The organism is Amycolatopsis sp. La24 (genome assembly GCF_029087445.1).
Taxonomy (GTDB): Bacteria; Actinomycetota; Actinomycetes; order Mycobacteriales; family Pseudonocardiaceae; genus Amycolatopsis; species Amycolatopsis nivea.
Genome location: NZ_JARACH010000001.1, coordinates 469,404 through 486,555 on the forward strand (window position 1 = coordinate 469,404; position 17,152 = coordinate 486,555).

Annotated in this window: 14 protein-coding genes; 4 read left to right on the forward strand and 10 right to left on the reverse strand. The window is 70.3% G+C overall.

Annotated elements, in window-relative coordinates; translation table 11 throughout:
- Genes PUT80_RS02425 through PUT80_RS02470 form a run of 10 tightly spaced genes read right to left on the reverse strand, consistent with a single transcriptional unit; the run spans nucleotide 1 to nucleotide 11,913 of the window.
- On the reverse strand, nucleotides 1-1,224 hold the full coding sequence (locus PUT80_RS02425; protein WP_275290938.1) for an MFS transporter: 1,224 nt from the start codon (nucleotides 1,222-1,224) through the stop codon (nucleotides 1-3).
- Nucleotides 1,224-2,417 (reverse strand): GNAT family N-acetyltransferase, encoded by a 1,194-nt coding sequence (locus PUT80_RS02430; RefSeq protein ID WP_275290939.1) that lies wholly within the window; start codon nucleotides 2,415-2,417, stop codon nucleotides 1,224-1,226. The genes PUT80_RS02425 and PUT80_RS02430 overlap by 1 nt, the downstream gene beginning before the upstream one ends.
- Entirely contained in the window at nucleotides 2,414-4,498 is a 2,085-nt protein-coding gene (locus PUT80_RS02435; RefSeq protein WP_275290940.1) for an aminotransferase class V-fold PLP-dependent enzyme, read from the reverse strand. Before PUT80_RS02435 ends, PUT80_RS02430 begins: the two co-directional genes overlap by 4 nt.
- Nucleotides 4,480-5,670, reverse strand: coding sequence for an iron-containing alcohol dehydrogenase (locus tag PUT80_RS02440; protein WP_158714383.1), 1,191 nt, complete (start codon nucleotides 5,668-5,670; stop codon nucleotides 4,480-4,482). The genes PUT80_RS02435 and PUT80_RS02440 overlap by 19 nt, the downstream gene beginning before the upstream one ends.
- The gene (locus tag PUT80_RS02445) at nucleotides 5,667-6,773 is read right to left on the reverse strand and encodes a thiamine pyrophosphate-dependent enzyme (RefSeq protein ID WP_158714384.1); all 1,107 of its coding nucleotides are present in this window, start codon (nucleotides 6,771-6,773) and stop codon (nucleotides 5,667-5,669) included. Before PUT80_RS02445 ends, PUT80_RS02440 begins: the two co-directional genes overlap by 4 nt.
- Complete coding sequence (locus PUT80_RS02450) at nucleotides 6,770-7,660, reverse strand: isocitrate lyase/phosphoenolpyruvate mutase family protein (RefSeq protein ID WP_205669892.1); 891 nt, start codon at nucleotides 7,658-7,660, stop codon at nucleotides 6,770-6,772. The genes PUT80_RS02445 and PUT80_RS02450 overlap by 4 nt, the downstream gene beginning before the upstream one ends.
- On the reverse strand, nucleotides 7,657-8,769 hold the full coding sequence (locus PUT80_RS02455) for an aminotransferase class I/II-fold pyridoxal phosphate-dependent enzyme (RefSeq protein ID WP_275290941.1): 1,113 nt from the start codon (nucleotides 8,767-8,769) through the stop codon (nucleotides 7,657-7,659). Before PUT80_RS02455 ends, PUT80_RS02450 begins: the two co-directional genes overlap by 4 nt.
- On the reverse strand, nucleotides 8,766-9,848 hold the full coding sequence (locus tag PUT80_RS02460) for an Ldh family oxidoreductase (protein WP_275290942.1): 1,083 nt from the start codon (nucleotides 9,846-9,848) through the stop codon (nucleotides 8,766-8,768). The genes PUT80_RS02455 and PUT80_RS02460 overlap by 4 nt, the downstream gene beginning before the upstream one ends.
- Nucleotides 9,845-11,005 carry a glycerate kinase gene (locus PUT80_RS02465; RefSeq protein WP_275290943.1) on the reverse strand — a complete coding sequence of 387 codons (1,161 nt, stop codon included), beginning with the start codon at nucleotides 11,003-11,005 and terminating at the stop codon, nucleotides 9,845-9,847. Before PUT80_RS02465 ends, PUT80_RS02460 begins: the two co-directional genes overlap by 4 nt.
- Complete coding sequence (locus PUT80_RS02470) at nucleotides 11,002-11,913, reverse strand: TauD/TfdA family dioxygenase (RefSeq protein ID WP_275290944.1); 912 nt, start codon at nucleotides 11,911-11,913, stop codon at nucleotides 11,002-11,004. The genes PUT80_RS02465 and PUT80_RS02470 overlap by 4 nt, the downstream gene beginning before the upstream one ends.
- Before the next feature lie 1,465 nt (nucleotides 11,914-13,378).
- On the opposite strand from PUT80_RS02470, the gene PUT80_RS02475 reads away from it, so the two are divergent.
- From PUT80_RS02475 to PUT80_RS02490, 4 genes are all read left to right on the forward strand, one after another.
- On the forward strand, nucleotides 13,379-13,660 hold the full coding sequence (locus tag PUT80_RS02475; protein WP_275290945.1) for a hypothetical protein: 282 nt from the start codon (nucleotides 13,379-13,381) through the stop codon (nucleotides 13,658-13,660).
- Nucleotides 13,661-14,402: 742 nt separating this feature from the next.
- Entirely contained in the window at nucleotides 14,403-15,119 is a 717-nt protein-coding gene (locus PUT80_RS02480; RefSeq protein ID WP_275290946.1) for an HAD family hydrolase, read from the forward strand.
- Between the two features lie 124 nt (nucleotides 15,120-15,243).
- Nucleotides 15,244-15,903: an AfsA-related hotdog domain-containing protein gene (locus tag PUT80_RS02485; protein ID WP_275290947.1), complete on the forward strand. Its 660-nt coding sequence runs from the start codon at nucleotides 15,244-15,246 to the stop codon at nucleotides 15,901-15,903.
- A gap of 22 nt (nucleotides 15,904-15,925) precedes the next feature.
- A complete protein-coding gene (locus PUT80_RS02490) occupies nucleotides 15,926-17,140 on the forward strand; it encodes a cytochrome P450 (protein WP_275290948.1) in 1,215 nt (404 codons plus the stop codon).
- Nucleotides 17,141-17,152 lie beyond the last annotated feature (12 nt).

The following is a 17,152-nucleotide window of genomic DNA, read 5'->3' on the forward strand; positions in this document are numbered from 1 at the left end:
TCAGTCGGAGCCTTCGGCGTGCGAAACCTCCTTGGTGCCGTAACGGCGGAGGAGCAGATGGATCGTCAGCCCGCCGCAGATGATCGCGGTGCCCCAGCAGACGATCACCATGCGCACCGACAGGATGAGGGTCAGCGTGCCCAGACCCAGCGCGACGGCAAGCCACAACGCCGACAACACCAGCTGCGACACCGCGAGGATCCGGCCGGTGTAGTCCGGCGGTGCTTCGGCCTGGACATAAGCGCGGAACAGCACGAGCGAGCCGAGCGCCGCCCCGCCCACGAAGGCGGCCAGCGCGATCGACCACGGCAGGTTCGTCGCCGTGGCCAGCAGCGTCATCGCGCAGCCGGTGAGCAGCAGCGAACCGGTGTGGTAGCGCGGGTCGTCGTGCGCGTGGGAAAGCTTCACGCACACCAGCCCTGCGAGGAACGCGCCGACGCCCCAAGCCGCGTCGATCAGCCCGTACTCGGCGGCGCCCATCCCGTTGTCGTTCTTGACGAAAGCGGGCAGCACCGCATTGATGCCGGAGATCAGACTGCCTGGTATCGCAGCGAAGAGGGCCGCCAACAGCAGTCTCCGGTGCGACGCCAGCACGCGCCAGGCGTCGGTCATGTCGCGGAACAGCAGCCCGCTCGTGCGCTTCGTCGCGGGTTTGGTGGTGCGCCGCGACGGCATCGCCAGGAGCATGCCGCTGGTGAGTATGCGCCCGGCCAGGCCGACGAGCAGCGGAGCGGTGTCGCCGAGAGCCGGAATGGCGGCCCCGCCCAGCCCCGCCCCGATGAACACCCCGACCTGCGACACGGCCTGCCAGACCCCATTCGCCCGCAGGAGTCCCGTCCGGTCGAACAGTTCCGGCAGCAGGGCGCTGTAGCTGGCCGAGGACAGCGAGTACAGGCCGCTGACCACCGCGCCCGCTACCAGCACGTGCCAGGGCCGCAACTCCCCCAGGCCGGCGAGGAGCGGGATCGCGCCGAGCGGCAGGACGCGCCCGAGTTCGGTGGCCACGGTGACCGCGCGCCGGGAGAATCGGTCGATCAGCGGTCCCCCGAAGAACGCGGCGGGCACTCCCGCGCCCGCGTTGAGCGCGGCCATCACCGCGAGGTGCAGCGGGGTGCCTCCGAGGGCGAGGACGAGCCAAGCCAGCACGACGACGTCCAAGCCGGTGCACAGGGTGGAGACTGCACGCGCGCCCAGCAGCAACCGGAAAGCGGGGGTGCCCAGCATCAGAGCTCGGCCCTTCCGGCGTCGGCGATCCGGTCGAGCCGTTCCCGCAGCCCCTCAGGGCACATCGGACCGAGCTCTTCCCGCAGTTCCCGCGCCTTGGCCCGGTTGTGCCGGGCGGTGTCCTCGTCCGACCAGCCGGACGGAGGGCGCAGCAGCATCGACCACACGGGCACGGGTTCGCCGCCCCGCAACAGTTTCTGCCGGTACCCCGCCACGCCGAGGTCGAGTTCGCGCAGTCCGTTCCGCAGGCAGTACCGGACCGGTTCGTGGATCATCAGGTTGAAGTACTCGGCGTGGTCGCCGATCCGGTCGTAGTCGAGCCCCGCGGAGCGGCCGACCAGCGTACGACCGTGTCGGATGCAGGAGAAGTAGCCGAGGGCGCGGCCTTCGTGGCGGCAGACGAAGGCGAACAACGCGTCGCCGAGAACCGATTTCAGCTTTCGGTAGCGCCCGACGAAATAGTCGGCGTCGCCGTAGCTGCCGTGCCGGCGCTGGGTGCTTTCCTGCAGCTCGCCGATCTCGCGGAGGTTGTCGTCGGTGATGTCCTCGACGGTCACCGACCGACCGCCTCTCGCCAGCAGCCGTCGCTCCCAGCGCACCCGGTCGCGGTCCCGTTTGCGCAGGCCCGCTTCGTACTCCCGCTCCGAATCGGCATGCACCGGCACCGAGATCCGCATCGCTGTCAGCAATACCGGCCGGCCGGGCAGCAGTTCCCGCAGCCGAGTCATGTCCGGTCCGGTCAGGTGCGCGGCGAACGCGGACCCAGCCCCCGCCGCCGCCTCGGACTCCGCCGCCGCGGCCCATGCCTCCAGCCCGCCGTTCACCACGGGTGCGGTTCCGTAGCCCGAGGCGTTCCCCACCACGGTCACCGGTTCCCAGCGGCGGGCGGCCTCGTCGGTCACCCGGTCCGCGCCGCCGAAGAGCGTGCCGGGATGGAGGTGGGCGTTGGCGGGACCGTCGCGGTACCGGAACAGCGGGACGATCGCGCGCAACGCGCCGCCGGCGTCCCGTACGACCAGTACCCGCTCCTCCGCGCCGTTCTGCCCGAGCATGGCGAGGTTCCAGGTCCTGGCCGAGTAGAACCCGATCCCGGTCGGGGCCGCCAGATCGTCCCATTCCGCCGGCGCGGCAGGAAGCGGGCACTCCTCGATCTCGAAAGCGCTGCGGCCGGTTGCCCGCGTGCGCGCGGTCATGCCGTAGGCCCCGTCAGCGCCACCAGAGGACGGGGGGTCAGGCCCATCTTGCGTTTGAACGGTTCGTTGAGGCGTCCGCATTCCGCGATCTCGACCCCGGACGACCACATCAGTTCCAGCATCTGCCACCACATCCGGTAATAGGGGCTGAACGCGACGTCCGGCCGGTCGCGCAGGTACCCGGCGGCCCAGTACTGCAGCCGGGCCGCTTCGAGAAAGCTCACTCCGACGGCCAGCGTCGCGCCGGCGGCGTCGCAGACCTCCAGCACCCGCACGGGCTCCCCCAGTTCGCGCAGGAACGCCGCGAGCTTGACCGGGTCGTAGTACCGCGGCGACCCGGCCCGGGTGGCGGTGGCGGCCACGAACTCCATCAATCGGGGAAGGTCCGGGTGGTCGGCTCGACGGATCTCGCACCGGGCGCCCTGGTCTTCGGCCCGGCGCAGCTGCCTGCCGAGTTCGCGCCGGGCCGAGCCGCGGAGCGAGGCCAGGTAGGAGGGGCCGTCGGGCGCGAGCGTGCGCGGCAGCACCCACCGCGGCACGAGTTCCTCGCGCTGGAACCCGTGCTCGCCAAGCGCGCGGACGGTGTCAGTGCCGTCCTCGAGATTGATGAAGCCCCATCGTGCGCATCCGGTCTCCGCTGCCTGCGCGCCGAACGCTTCGCCCAGCGCCTGCAGGGATTCGTCGTCGCGCGCGAGCACTCTCGCACCGGGGCAGTGCCACATCGGGGAGAGAAACGCCTGCTCGTTTTCGCGCAGGCCGAGCAGTCCGAGCGGGTCGCCCTGGAGGTAGGCGGGGGCGGCGGCCAGCAACCCGCCGCTGGCGTCGCGCACTTCCAGATAGCGCGGGAGGGCGATCTTCTGCACCGGATGGTGTTCGTAGGCACGCAGGAACGCCCTGGTGTGGAACACCGGCGCGGCGAGATCCTTCGCCAGCTCGTCCCACTCCGGGCCGAGCTCGTCGGCGGTGCGGAGCACCCTGACCTCCCGCCGCCCGCCGACCGGCGCGCTCCGGCGGGGCGTGGTGACGGCGGCGATCGCCTCGGCGCAGGCCGCCACGTCGGCGGGCGCGACCGGGCCCATGTGGCCGATCCGGAGGACATCGCGTTTCCACGCGCCGCGTCCCGAGGACACCCACACGTCGTGCCGGGCGGCGAGGGTGTCGCGAACCCGTTCGGCGGTGGGCGCCGGCAGGCGGACCGCAGTGACCGTCGGCGAGCACAGCGGCTCCGGAGGCACTACGACGAGTCCTCGCGCACGCAAGGTCTCCCGGCAGAGGCGCGCCGTCTCGGCGTGCCGCGACCAGACGTTTTCCAGGCCCTCTTTCTCGATCTCGGCGACCGCCGCTTCCAGCGCGAAGAGCACGGACAGGTTGGGGGTGTACGTGGTGGTGGACTCGCGGGCGTGCGCGGCGGCGCGCGCGAGGTCGAGGTAGTAGCTGCCCGCTCCGGGAGCGGCGGCCCGGGCGAGCGCCCGCTCCGACGCGGCCACCAGCGCGAGGCCGGGCGGACAGGCGAGTGCCTTCTGGGGCACCCCGACGGCGACGTCCAGGCCCAGCCGGTCGAACGCGATCTCGGCAGCGCCCAGACTGCTCACGACGTCGACCAGGATCAGGCAGTCGCTGACCGAACGGATCGCCGCGGCCCACTCCTCCAGCGGGGCCAGTACCCCGGTCGAGGTTTCGTTGTGCGTCAGCAGGACAGCCTGGTAGCCCTCGGTGGCCTTCGCGCGGATCTCCTCGGTCGACGGCACGTCGCCCCACGCGGATTCCAGGACGTCGACCTCGGCGCCGTGGAACGCGGCGATCTCGCCGAAACGCGCGCCGAAGTAGCCCTGCCGCACCGACAGCACGCGATCGCCCCGCCGCAGCACCGACGCGGCCGCCGCCTCAAGCCCGCCTGTGCCGGAGCAGGTCAGCACCAGCACCGGCGCGGTCGTGCCGAACACCTTCGCCAGCCGCGGCGTCAGGTCTGCCAGCCGGTCGCGAAACTCCCGCGAGCGATGGCTGATCATCCGTTCGGCGGCCATCGCCTCCAGCGTCGCCCCGCTCACTTCCGCAGGGCCGGTCATTCGGTAGTTGCGCATGGGACATCGCCCTTCCTTCGCCGGTCCGCGGCGCTCGATCCGGCAGGCAACAAGCCCTCGACCGCGGCACGGACGCGCGCCCGGTCGAGGACGACCGGGGTACCGCTGACCCGGTTCGAAGCCAATCCCTCTTCCACCACGACTCCGGCGAGTCCGGGTGCGCCTTCGGCGCGGCGCTCCGCCGGCAGGCCGCGGGCGGTGATGAGCGACCGGATCGTCGCGCCGAGGTCGCGCTCGCCGGCTCGAAGCAGCCGCCGCAGCGTCGCGACCGCTGCGGCGACCGCCGCCGGATCGTGGTGGTCCGGAATCTCGGCCGGCCCCGCCCGCTCGACCATCGGGGCCAGCCAGGTCAGGTGCATCGCACAAGCGAGGCCGTGCGGCACGCCGAGATGGACGGTGAGCGGATAGGCCAGCGCGTGCGCCGCGGTGGTGCGGGTGATGTCGATGGCCCGTCCAGCCAGGGTGGCGGCCTCGCAGAGCAGATCCCGCTCCGCCGCCGTGGGAACCTCGCCCGCCTCGCGCAGGATCGGGATGACCTTGCCGAGCGCGGCCTCGGCATGGTCCCGGGATCGCTCTGTCGCGCGGATCGACCACAGCGATTCGACGGCGTGCGCGAGCGTGTCGAAAGCACAGCTCCAGGTGAGCGCGGGCGCACAACTGTCGGTCAGCGCGGGATCGACCAGCGCGACGTCGGCCCGTACCGCCGCGTCGTCGAGCGAAACCTTGCGGTTCCCCCGGTACAAAGTCGCGAACCGGGTGACCTCGCTGCCCGAGCCCGCGGTCGTCGGGACCAGCACCAGCCTGGCTCCGTCGAGCGGAGCGCGGCGTCCCTCGAGCACCTCCGCGGCCGCCGAGGGTTCCGGGGGCAACGCCCGGGCCGCCTTGGCGATGTCGAGCGAAGAGCCGCCGCCCACGCCGACCACCAAGGTGGCGCCGCAGTCCGCCCTCGCCCCGGCCGCAGCCACCGCCTCGTCGAACGTGGGATTCGGCCGGAATCCGGAGAAGACGCGGGTGCCGGGCGGCAACCGGCGCGCCAGCCCGAGCCGTCGCACGGTGCCCCTGCTGGCGACCACGAGCGTGCCTGCCCAGCCAAGCCCCGCGAGTTCGGCGAGCCTGCCGGACACACCCCTCCCGGCGATCACCGGGACGCTCGGCTCGGCAGCCGCTGTCACGACGCCTGCCCGGCAGCCGCGCCGCGGAACCGTTCTGCGACCGCGTCGAGGCTCATGGCCGCGGACGCCCTCGGGTGCACCTCGTCCGGCGTCGGCATGGCCTTGAGGACGCACAGCACCGGACCCGGCGCGGACAGGGCGGCGCGCACCTTGGGGGTGAGCGTCCTTTCGTCGTCGCACGTCAGGACCGTGCGGTACCCGAGCCCCCGGCCAAGGGAGTCCCAATCGAGCCCTGCCGAGGTACTGCGCTGGCAGCCGGTGGATTCGTAACATCCGTTGTCCACCACCACATGCACCAGTTGCGCGGCACCGGAAGCGGCGACGGTGCTTCCGGTGCCGAGATGCATGAGGAAAGCGCCGTCGCCGTCGAGCACCACCACGCGGCGTCCTGGGCGCGCGGTCGCCAGGCCCAGCCCGATGGCCGCGGCGTGCCCCATCGAACCCTGCATGTAGAACGTCTCCGGCCGGTCCCGCTCGTGATGAGCCTGCCGCGACAGATAGCCGGTCGTGGTGACCAGCAGTTCGTCGGTCAACTGGTCGAACAAGGCGGCGACCGCGGCCGCCCGGGTCAGCCCGGACCCCCGCACCGGTTCCTTCTCCGCAGCCTTCCCGATCGATTTCCTCGGCACCAAAAGGAAGAACGGGTCGTTCTTGGCACGCGCTCGAGCCGCGTCGTCGAGCGCTTCGCCGAGCCCGTCCGGCCGGAGCACCGCGTGCGGAATGCCGAAGCCGGCGAGCATCGGAAGGGTGGCCGAGCCCATCACCGCGTGCTGGGCCTCGTCCTCGCCGGGGTCCGGCCAGCCGCGCAGGGTCATCACCACCAGCACCGGGACGCGGTAGGGCAGCACGAGCGAGGTCAGCGGGTTGACCAGGTTGCCGAATCCCGAGTTCTGGCACAGCACCGCGGCCTGCTCCCCGGCGAGTTCCCAGCCCGCGGCCAGCGCCAGCGCGGCGCCCTCGGACGCGGCCGGGGTCAGTTCGCCCGCACGGTCGAAGAGCGTCCAGGGCCCGGCGAGATGACCGCACGGGACGCCCGTCACCCGGCGGGTGCCGTAGGCGCGCAGTTCGCGGACGAACGCCTCTGCCGCCAGTACCCCGCTCAACGGTCCCTGCCCAGCCACTGGTTCATGCCGGACAGGTCGAAGATCTCTTTCACCGAAGCGATATGCGGTTCGATGCCGGTGGTGGACCCCTCGGCGAGCACGGTCGCCCAAGCGTCGCGTACCGCCCGTACTGTCGCCCGCATTCCCTGGTTCGCGTAGATCACCATGGCGATGCCGGCGTCGTTCGCCTCTTGGACCGAGAACCGCGCGTAGGTGGTGGGCACGACGACCACCGGCGCCCGATGCCGCCACCGGTCCATGAAGGCGATGACTTCCGCCGAATCGACGGCCTTCGAGTGCACCAGCACCGCGTCGGCGCCGACGTCGACGTAGTGGTGGCAGCGGCGGAGCGCCTCATCGACCCCGAGGCCGCAGATGAACGCCTCTGTCCTGGCGATGAGGACCGTGTCCGGGTGCCGCTGTGCCTGCTTCGCGGTGGTCAGCTTCTGCCCGAACTCTTCGGCCTCGAGAAGCTGCTGTCCGGCGTCGACGAAGCTGTTTCGCTTCGGGAACACCTTGTCCTCTATGCAGACCGCGGCGACCCCGGTGTCCTCGTAGCACATCATTGTGTACGCGGCGTTGAGGTTTCCGCCGAATCCGGTGTCGCAGTCCGCCACCACCGGGACGGCCACCGACCGTTGCATCGTGGCCGCGCCGGCGAGGAATTCGGCCATGCCGAGAAGGCTGACGTCCGGAAGCCCGTGCGCCGCCGAGATCTCCAGCCCGGACGCCCAGATGGCGTCGAACCCGGCTTCGGCGGCCAACCGGGCGCTGAGGCCGTCGTGCGCGCCTGCCACCCGGAGAAGCTTTTTCTCGGCGAACGCGCGCCGCAGCATGGCCGCCCGCGCACCGGGCGCCTCGATCAGGTTCGCAGTTTCTGTTGTCATCGCAGTCCCTCGCTCTTTCCGGCTGCTCCGATTGCAGCCGTCCCCAGGAATTCCGACAGGCGGCCAGCGGCCTCCGACAGGAGGCCAGGCGCCGCCGCGACACAGAGCCGGACATGGCCCGGCAGCCCGAAGGTGGACCCGGGCCGCAAGCGGACTCCGGCGTGCTCGGCCAACGCCGCGCACAGCACCCGGTCGTCACGCCACTCGGGCCGCGCCTTCGCGAGCCCCGAAGCGTCGAGGCACAGATAAATACCGCCGCGCGGGACGATCACGCGCACCGCCGGAACGGCCGACATCGTCCGTACGGCGTGCTCCCGCAACGCGTCCAGCCGGCGCACCCGATCCGGCACGGCGTCCTGCTGCCGGTCGAGAACCGCGGCGACCGCGGGCTGCGCCAGGGTGCTGACCGGCCCGGTGGTGTGCTCCACGATGGTCCGCACCGCCGCCGTCAGCGCCGCGTCCGCCCACACCCAGCCGACCCGGAGACCGGCCAGCGCATGCACCTTCGAAGCTCCGCCGACCACGACCTCGCACGCACCGGCCCGTACCCCGCCGGCGTCTTCGCCGCCGTAGGCCCAGTAGATGTCGTCGACGACCAGAAGCAGCCCGTGCTGTGCGCACCACGCGCGGATCGCAGCCAGGGTTTCCGTGTCGTAGACGGCTCCCGTCGGGTTGACCGGGCTGTTGACCACGACCGCTTTGGTCCGCCCGGTCCGCGCGGCTTCGAGCCGATCGGGATCCGGCAGCCAGCCGTTGGCTGGATCTCCCGGCACGGGCACCGGCCGGGCACCCGCGATCCGCAGCATCTCGGGATAGTGGCTCCACCGGGGTTCCGGGACGAGGATCTCGCCGTCGGCCGCCGAAGCCGCGACGACGCTGAACAGCCCGTGCCGCGCTCCCGCGGTGACGGTGATCTGCTCGGGGTCGACGTCGGATCCGACCCGGCGGGCGTAGTGCGCGGCGACGGCGGAGCGCAGACCCGATTCTCCGCCGGATGCCGCATAAGCGGTGACCTCGCGGCCGGACACGGTCTCGGCGAGCGCCTTCAACGCCGGTTCGGCCAGCGGCTCGATCACCTGGCCCGAGGACAGGTCGATCACCCCGCTCATCCGTCGCCGTCCTTGGCCTGGAGCGGGCGGATGCCGGTGAGGGCCGCGATCTTCGCCAGGTCGGTTACCACCGCCGGCAACAGCGGGATGCCGTCGGCGGCGCGCTGTCGCGCCGATCTGCGGCGCCGGTCGCCCGGCATGCGCACCGGGACCTCCGGATTCGCAGGCCTGGCCGAGCGCACCTCGGCGGCCAGACGGTGCACCTCGCCGGCGACGACGTCCGGTTCGCCGAGGGCGCCGAGATCCAGGCACAGCACGAACTGCCCGAGACCGGCCCCGCTCTCGTCGTAGGTGTGTTTGCTCCACCGCGCGCCCGCCAACGGGCCGCACAGCAGTTCGGCGAGCAACCCGAGACCGGATCCTTTGTGCCCGCCGTATTCCTCGCCGAGGCCGCCGAGCGGGAGGAGCGCGAATCCCGCCCGTGCCTTCAGCCCGGCGACGACCGCGGGGATGTCCGTGGCTGATTCGCCGTCCGGGCCGACCGCCCAACCGGGGCGCATCGGCCTGCCTTCGCGGCGAAGACGTTCGAGCTTGCCGCGCGGCACGATGCTCGTCGCCGCGTCGAAACAGAGCGGGCCGTCCGTACTGGGCACGGCGTAGCTGATCGGGTCGGTGCCGAACATCGGCTCGCCCGCTCCCGACGGCGCGACCTGCGGCGTGGCGTTGGTGGTGGCGATCGCGAACATGCCCGCGCGCGCGGCGCGTTCGGTGTACCAGCCCGCGATGCCGATGTGGTTCGAGCGGCGCACCGCCACCGCCGCGACTCCCTGCGCCCTCGCACGTTCGACGGCCAGGTCCATCGCGAAGCACAACGCAGGCTGTCCGAGCCCGTTGTGCGCGTCGACCACGGCGACCGCGCCGTGGTCACGCACGACCTCCGGCGAGGCGAGTCCGTCGATCGTGCCTTCCCGCAATCCCTCGACGTAGCGGCGCAGCCGAGCGACACCGTGACTGTCCACGCCGGCCAGATCGGCGGCGACCAGCACCTCCGCGGTCAGGTCGGCATCGTGACCGGACGCTCCCGTCGCTCGCAGCGCGGTCGCGGCGAACGCGCGCAGTTCGGCGGCTCCCACGATCACGACGGCATCACCGCCGCGAACGGCGTGCACGAGCGTGCGGCCGCGTCGGCCAGCCCGCTCCACAGCGCGGCACCGGTCAACGGCGACGTGGGCGGCGGATCGGCGACCGGGTGGTGGGCGATGAGCGGATCCGGAGAGCGGCCGGCGAACCGGATCGCCACTACGCCCGTGCGGAGCCCGTCCGCGGCGCGCCGGGAGGCTATGGTGCCCGGGAGTTTGCCCCTCCAGGTGCTCTCGTCCACTTTTCCTTCCGCGGTGACGGCGAGATCCGCCGACCGCACCGCGCCTGTTCTGTCCACCATGTCGAGAAGTGCCTCCGCCCCGGGTTTCGCCTCCGCTGTCGCCGCCGCGGCCAGTCCGAATCCGATCCCGCCGCCCGCCCCGAACCAGCCGCTGCGGAACCGGGCCGGGGCGGCTTCGTCGCCTGCTGCCGCGAGCAGGCCGACGAGCTGGCTCAATGCGCCCGCCGCGATCGGCCGGTCCTGCTCGGTCATGCCTTTCTGCGCACCGAAAAAAGCAAGGTTCTCCGCCAGCGACGGGCGGACGTCCGGCAGCAGGCGCAGAGTCACTCCGTCGAGAAGACGCCGGGCTGGGGCCAGGTCGATCAACGCTGCCTCGCGCAGCGTCGAGGGAACGGGAACGACGCGCTTGCCCGCCGAGTCGAGAAACCGTGCACCGAGCGCGTGCAGCGCGCCCGCTCCGCCGTCGACGACGGCCGTGCCGCCAAGGGCGAGCAAAACAGTCTTCGCTCCGTTGGCGATCGCGTGTGCGATCACCGTGCCGACCCCCGCCGAACTCGCCGCGAGCGGGCGGAGATTCCGCGGGCTCGTTCCGCCGAGCCCGCAGATCGACGCGGTCTCCACCACCGCGGTGCGGGAGTCCAGTGCCAACCAGGAAATCCGTTGCGCGCGACCTGAGGCGTCCTGGGCGGTGACGGGCATCAACCGACCGCCGAGGACCTCGTGCAGCACGGACAGCGTGCCGTCGCCTCCGTCGGCGAGCGGCAGCACGGTGACGGAGGCGTGCGGAAGCGCGCGCCGGACGCCGACCGCGAGCGCGTCGGCGACCTCGACGGACGTGGCGTAGCCACGCAGGCAGTTCGGAGCGACGACCACGCTGCCGATGCGTCGCGCGGCCGCCCGGATATCGGGACTCATCTGCGCACGGCGGAGCGCCCGCGGACCCACGTGCGTAGCAGCAGCCGCGTGTGATCGGGTTCGTCCTGGAATTCGGTGCGCCCGTGCAGCAGGGAGAGATTGTCGAACAGGGCGAGTTCGCCTTCGCGCAGCTTGCCTGTCTTCGCGAGGCCGCCGGAGGCGACAATCCGGTCCAGTTCGTCCAGCGCGGCGCGCTGCCGATCGGTCAACGGCGGGATTCCGGGGTGCTCGTGCCCTCGCTCGATGTAACCGCGGAGATAGCTGATCGCGGACTTTCCGTTCTGAGTGAACAACACCGGCTTCCGCGTGGTCGGCGGTTCGCCCGGAGCCTGGTCGCCTCTGCGATCGAAATGGAAAGGCTCGCGCAGCGCCGCGGTCACCCCAGCGCGGGAGGCGAGAGCGGCTTCCAGGTCGCGAATGTGGACGAACTCCAGTGCTCCGCCCCGCGCGGATTGCCGGACGCACAGGAGCGTGAAGAACTCGGGCGCCGGAAGCGGAGCCTCCGCGCCGTCCGTGTGCAGGCTGCCGCCGAAGCGGGAGTCCGAATACCGCGCCCGCGCGCCTTCGCCGATCGCCGTTCCGCGGTCCCGGACCTCGCGAACCAGGTTGCCCTCCCCGTCCTGCGGGAGCGGTTCGCCGAGCAGGCTCGTGAACCGGACCAGCGCCTCCTTGTTCCTCTCGTCGTCGAGCGGGAAACCGGTCAGGACCAGCACTCCCTGGCCAAGCTCGACGTGCTCCCTGACCAAGGCGGCGAGTTCGTCGCGCGCCTCGTGCGGGGCCGGGTCCTCGTCGTCGGCGACGAGGAATGCGCGAAGCCCTCCGGCGAGCGGGACGCGCGAGGCGCCGAAGCTGTCGACCTCCGCTCTGGCGCCCGCGGCATCGCGAGGCGTTGCCAAAAACTCGACCAACGGATCCCCCTCTGTCCGTTTTGTGCACCTGCCGCCAGAAAACTGCCAAGCTCCGGCAGAACGCCGAATCACGGCAAGGTGCTCCCCAGATTTTATCGCCCCAGTAGTGCGCAATTAACGAAAATGTAGTCTAGGTGTCATCTTGTCCGAGTGTCAAGGCGGCATCCGCGTCCGCCGGGCACCGTACTGCTCCTTTCGGGCCACTGCCTCCTGCGTTTTTTGACAATTTTTGCGCCCGTTTCGCTTTTCCGCGCGCGGCGCGTACAGCAAGCGGATGCGCTCGCTGCCCCAAAGGACGGAACATCATTAACGAACAGACTGCCGGGCAGACGCACCGCTCGATGCGGGAAAGATCAGCGGCACCAATGGTCACAGGCTGACATTCCGGGCGTAACACCGCGGACGACAGTGCGATTTTCCCGGCATTGAGCGCATTGAACTTCAGATTCCGCAAAAGCTAAGCACCAGCAAACAACATCGCTGCACGGCCGCGCCCCGCCCCGGAGCTGCCGATCGGCCGGTCGGCCAGTTTGTGTTCCACTTGCACGCAATTCAGGAAAACGATCGTGACTAAAGAGCACAAACAGCGCAGAACCGGCTAATAGGTCGAGTAATCCGCTGCTTTCTCGCGCCTTGCTGCCCGCGCAACGGCGGGTCGACCGGGCCCGGCAACAGCATGGGCGGAGCGATTCCCTTGCTCGAGGTGGTCGGGGCGGACTACTCGCGTTGACGCGGCGGGAGATCGTCCTCGACCCGGTTGCCCGGCCGCGGCACTACTGTGTTCCACAAGACTCGACGACGCAGCCGCTCCCGGTTGTCCTTGGCAGGCCGTGCCATCACCGTTCCGCCGAAGTTTCGGCCTATCAGCACGACGTCCGCGAGGCCGCATCCCGGGCCGGACCGCCGCACCAGGAACTGCGCCCCTGAACGAAATTGATCGTAACTAAGCGCTCGTTTTCCGGTGTACGGAACGAATCGAACGGAACGATGCGAGTCACCGACGAAAACCCGCGCTCGCCACGCACGCGAGGACAAGCAGTGCAACCCTCGCGCCCCCGCCGCCCGACCAGGTTAGCCGCAGCCCCAGCCAGAAGAAGATCAGCTGACCCTAAGGCGGCGCGATCCGCCCGCGGCAGCGGACGGCCAAGGGGCCTCCGCGCCGCCGGAACCGCGGACGAGCCTTTCGGATGGATCAATGCTCCGTCGGCGGTGACCGCGAGTCTGACATTTGTCCCACGGCGCGTCCCCGGCCGAGGTTTCGACGTGCTCGCCGCCGAACCGCGCAGTACAACGCCAATGCCTAGGCCGTTGAGCAATGGAGTCATGGGCGGTTGCGAAACCGGAGATTCTCGCCGGACGCCCGACCGCCACGGGCAGTCGGTGCAGATTTTGCGGGCAGGGGCGGAAGTGGAGAGCTATAGCCACTGACTTGCCGCAGCACCGGTTCTACCCTTCGGCCCGGACGGTGACCAGCCCCGACAGTCTGGTCACTGCGATGCAGGACTCCGCCCGGATCGGTTTCCCTTCGACGTCGCCGACCGGCCGGATGGCGGCCCGCCGGGCAATTTCGGAAAACCTCGACGGCCGCGGCGTGCGGGCGGGCGACAGCCGCCCGGTCAAGATACTTGTCGCCGGCGTTCGAGAGACCTGGTTCATCGACCGTCAGGTCGGAGTCTTCTTGCCGGAGAACCGGCGGCTCGCGATGGGCCACCCGGACCCACCTCTCGCGGGACCCAGCACGGCGTGAAACCCGGCCGGTACTCGCGGTTGTTCCTGTTCATTCCCCGAACCTGTTGCCGCATCGCGACCCGCGCAGGGCACCGACCTCTCGCCGATAAGATCCGCACGGGTTTCCCGGTGCGGGAAAGCTCCTCGCCGAGGCTGCCACGGTCACCGCAGCCAGCATCGGATCGCCAGGAGCACACACGCCCGCGTCCCGTCGTCTTGCGGCCCGCCGTGGACTTGGCCGCAGGCGCCCGCTGCGTGCTCACGGCGACCGGGAACGCAACTGTCCCCCACCTTTGCCGCGGTTGCCCCGCTCCCTGTTTGCGGATCTCGGAGCCGGACCGTGCGCCCAGTGCGGCTATCGCACTCGCCGGGGCTTCGCGTCCACTCAATTCGAGAAGAACAATTCTCATGGAATTGCGATCATTACGGTCGTTATTTTGTCCGTTTCGAGATTTTTCTCAGGTTCTGCCGGGCTCGTGATTCGGATCACCGAAATGGCGCAGCGAATTCACCGGCTGCGCCTGTAGCATGTGAGAAGGAGACCGGGCGGGCATTCTCGCGCCATCTGGGGAACAAGAGCTTCGGTGCCGGATCCGATCTCCGGGCGGGGGTTTGCGCGCGACAGCGGATCATTCCCGGGCGTCGCGGCGCGGGAACCGCGCGGGCCACGCATTTATCGGAAACAGCTGTGCATCAGCGGCATCATGACAACGCGGTACGGGCGCATCCGGCACCTGCGCCCGTACCGCACTGGGGGTACGGTGGAAGAATTGAAAAGCCGGGCCGCGGTCCGGCGTGCGGCTTTTTTCGATGTCGACGAAACAGTCATCACCGCAAAAAGCATGTTCGCTTTCCTGCACTACTGGATGGAACGCCATGGCGACGACGGGAGCGGGTATGCCCGCCGCGCCGGCGAATTGCGGCAGATCGCTGCCTCCGGCAGGCCGCGGGAGGAAGGGAATCGACTTTACTACCGGTATTTCGCCGGGGCCGTTGCGGCCGAGGTGCAGGCCGCAGGCCGGGCCTGGTACGCGACCTACCGGGCGGGTCCCGAAGCGTTCGTCGGGGCCGCCTTGGCGGCACTGGAGAGACATCGCCGCGCCGGGCACCGGATCGTGCTGGTGTCCGGCTCCTTCACGGCCTGCCTGACGCCGCTCGCGGAGGATCTCGGGGCTGACCTCGTACTCTGCTCTGAGCCGTTGACCTCGGAAGACGGGCGGTATACCGGCGAAGTCCGCCGTTCGATGATCGGCGAGGCCAAGCGGGACGCGGTGACGGCGGAGATCGCCGCGGCGAATCTGGATCCGCGTGATTGCTTCGCGTACGGCGACCACGCCAGCGACCTCGACATGCTGGCCGCGGTGGGCAATCCGGTCGTGGTCGGGAACGATCCGGTGCTGACCGCCCGCGGCTGGCCCGCCCTGCCCGCGGACCCCGCGCCGCGGTATTCCGGCGCGCGGGAAAACGCCGCGCACTGACTCCCGCGGCACATTACTCAGCAAGGACACCAGCCCCGTGGAGGTGGGGATGACTGCGTTCGTCGTGGTCGGCGATCGATTTTCGAAATTCGCCGCGCATACCGGAGCTCTGACGGTTTCACAAGTGATCCAAAAGATGCGGGGCGACGGCATGCCAGGTGCGACGAAGCTGGTCGGCGGGCAAGGCTTGGAAGAATGCGACTGGGACCGGATCCGAGACGAAATCGCGCACCGGGGAACGTCCGGCAAAGTCGAGATCCGCCCGCTGACGCACGGCCCGCTCAGCGACCGCTCGGAAACCCACAAGCACAATCCGCACAACGTTCTGGTCGCCGGACTGGAACCGGTGGGCGACCACGAGTTCGAGGCAGCGCTGCGGTTGCACAACGACCAGGAGTTCCAACTCGACCACATGGGCGTGCACGTCCAGGGAATGATCGTGCTGGAGGCCGCGCGGCAGATGTATCTCGCGGTGTGCGAGCGCTATTACCCGAGCGAAGGCGAAATTCATCTGTTCGACAAGATGGAGACCACTTTCCGCAACTTCCTTTATCCCCTGGAAACCCGGCTGCGCTCCGCGGTGACCGCCGGGACCAGCGACCTCGGCCGGCCGGTCTTCGACGTGCGGACCGAGTTCCGGCAGGCCGGGCTGCACATCGCGGAGGTGCGGACGGTCGGCACCGCCTTGTCCGCACAGTCGCTGGAGCGCAAGGAGCACCGCGGTGCCGAACGCGCCCTGCGGCACGCCCTCAAGAACGCCCCGGCGCCCGACCCGGCCCGCTGACCCCGCTGCGAAGAGGAGAACCATGACGACGACGGAAGGCGCGGGACCGCCGAAATTCCCGATGCCCCGCCGCCCCGGCTGCCCGTTCGACCCGCCGGAGGAACTCGCCGAGATCCGCGAGACCCGGCCCGTCCAGCAGGTGCGCAACTGGGACGGCTCCCGGCACTGGCTGATCACCCGGTACTCGGACTGCCGCACGGTGCTCGGCGACGCGCGGTTCAGCTCGAACTTCCGGCTGCCCGGCTACCCGACCACCGGGCCGGCTCAGCTCGCCTCGACCTGGCGCAGCTTCATCAACATGGACGGCCCCGAGCATCTGGACCAGCGCAGGGTGCTCATGCGCGAGTTCACCCGGCGCCGGGCGGAGCAGCTGCGGCCGCGCGTGCAGCAGATCGTGGACGACGCCATCGACGCTCTGCTCGCCCAAGGCCCGCCCGCCGACCTGGTGAGCCGTTTCGCGCTGCCGGTCTCTTCGCTGGTGATCTGCGAACTGCTCGGCGTGCCGTTCGAAGACTCCGCGTTCTTCCAGGACCGCTCGGCCGCCATGCTGGACAAGACGCTGAGCCGGGAAGGCATCAACAACGCCAGGGAGGAGCTGCGCGGTTTCCTGCGCGACCTGGTGGCCGCCAAGGAGGCGACGCCGGGCGACGACCTGATCAGCCGGCTCGTGCACGACCAGGTCCGGGCCGGGCGGATGACTTCGGTGCAGGTCGTGGACACCAGCATGCTGTTGCTCATCGCCGGCCACGAGACCACCGCGGACATGATCGGCCTCGGCACCGCGGCGCTGCTGGCCCGTCCGGACCGGCTGGCCGAGATCCGCGACAGCGACGACCCGGCGTTTCTCGCCAACGCGGCCGAGGAAATGCTGCGGTATCTCACCATCACCCAGTCCGGCAGGCGGCGGGTGGCGGTCGCCGACATCGAGGTGGGCGGGCAGCTGATCCGCGCCGGCGAAGGCGTGATCGTCGCGAACGCCGCCGCCAACCGAGATCCCCGGCACTTCGCGGCCCCGGACGACCTCGACCCGCACCAGAAGGCGCGCCACCACCTCGCGTTCGGCTACGGGCCGCACCAATGCCTCGGCCAGTCACTGGCCCGGGTCGAGTTGCAGGTCGTCTACGGCACGCTCTACCGGCGGATCCCCGCCCTGCGGCTCGCCGTCGCTCCGGAAGAAGTCCGCTACCAGCACGAAATGCTCATCTACGGCGTGCACGAGCTGCCGGTCGCCTGGTGACCGCGGCGCGAA

What these genes read in the sequence shown, in the direction of transcription:
- PUT80_RS02455 (WP_275290941.1), bottom strand. Translation starts at nt 8,769, where the DNA reads ATGAGCGGGGTGATCGACCTGTCCTCGGGCCAGGTGATCGAGCCGCTG.
- PUT80_RS02450 (WP_205669892.1), bottom strand. Translation starts at nt 7,660, where the DNA reads ATGACAACAGAAACTGCGAACCTGATCGAGGCGCCCGGTGCGCGGGCG.
- PUT80_RS02435 (WP_275290940.1), bottom strand. Translation starts at nt 4,498, where the DNA reads ATGCGCAACTACCGAATGACCGGCCCTGCGGAAGTGAGCGGGGCGACG.
- PUT80_RS02465 (WP_275290943.1), bottom strand. Translation starts at nt 11,005, where the DNA reads ATGAGTCCCGATATCCGGGCGGCCGCGCGACGCATCGGCAGCGTGGTC.
- PUT80_RS02490 (WP_275290948.1), top strand. Translation starts at nt 15,926, where the DNA reads ATGACGACGACGGAAGGCGCGGGACCGCCGAAATTCCCGATGCCCCGC.
- PUT80_RS02425 (WP_275290938.1), bottom strand. Translation starts at nt 1,224, where the DNA reads ATGCTGGGCACCCCCGCTTTCCGGTTGCTGCTGGGCGCGCGTGCAGTC.
- PUT80_RS02430 (WP_275290939.1), bottom strand. Translation starts at nt 2,417, where the DNA reads ATGACCGCGCGCACGCGGGCAACCGGCCGCAGCGCTTTCGAGATCGAG.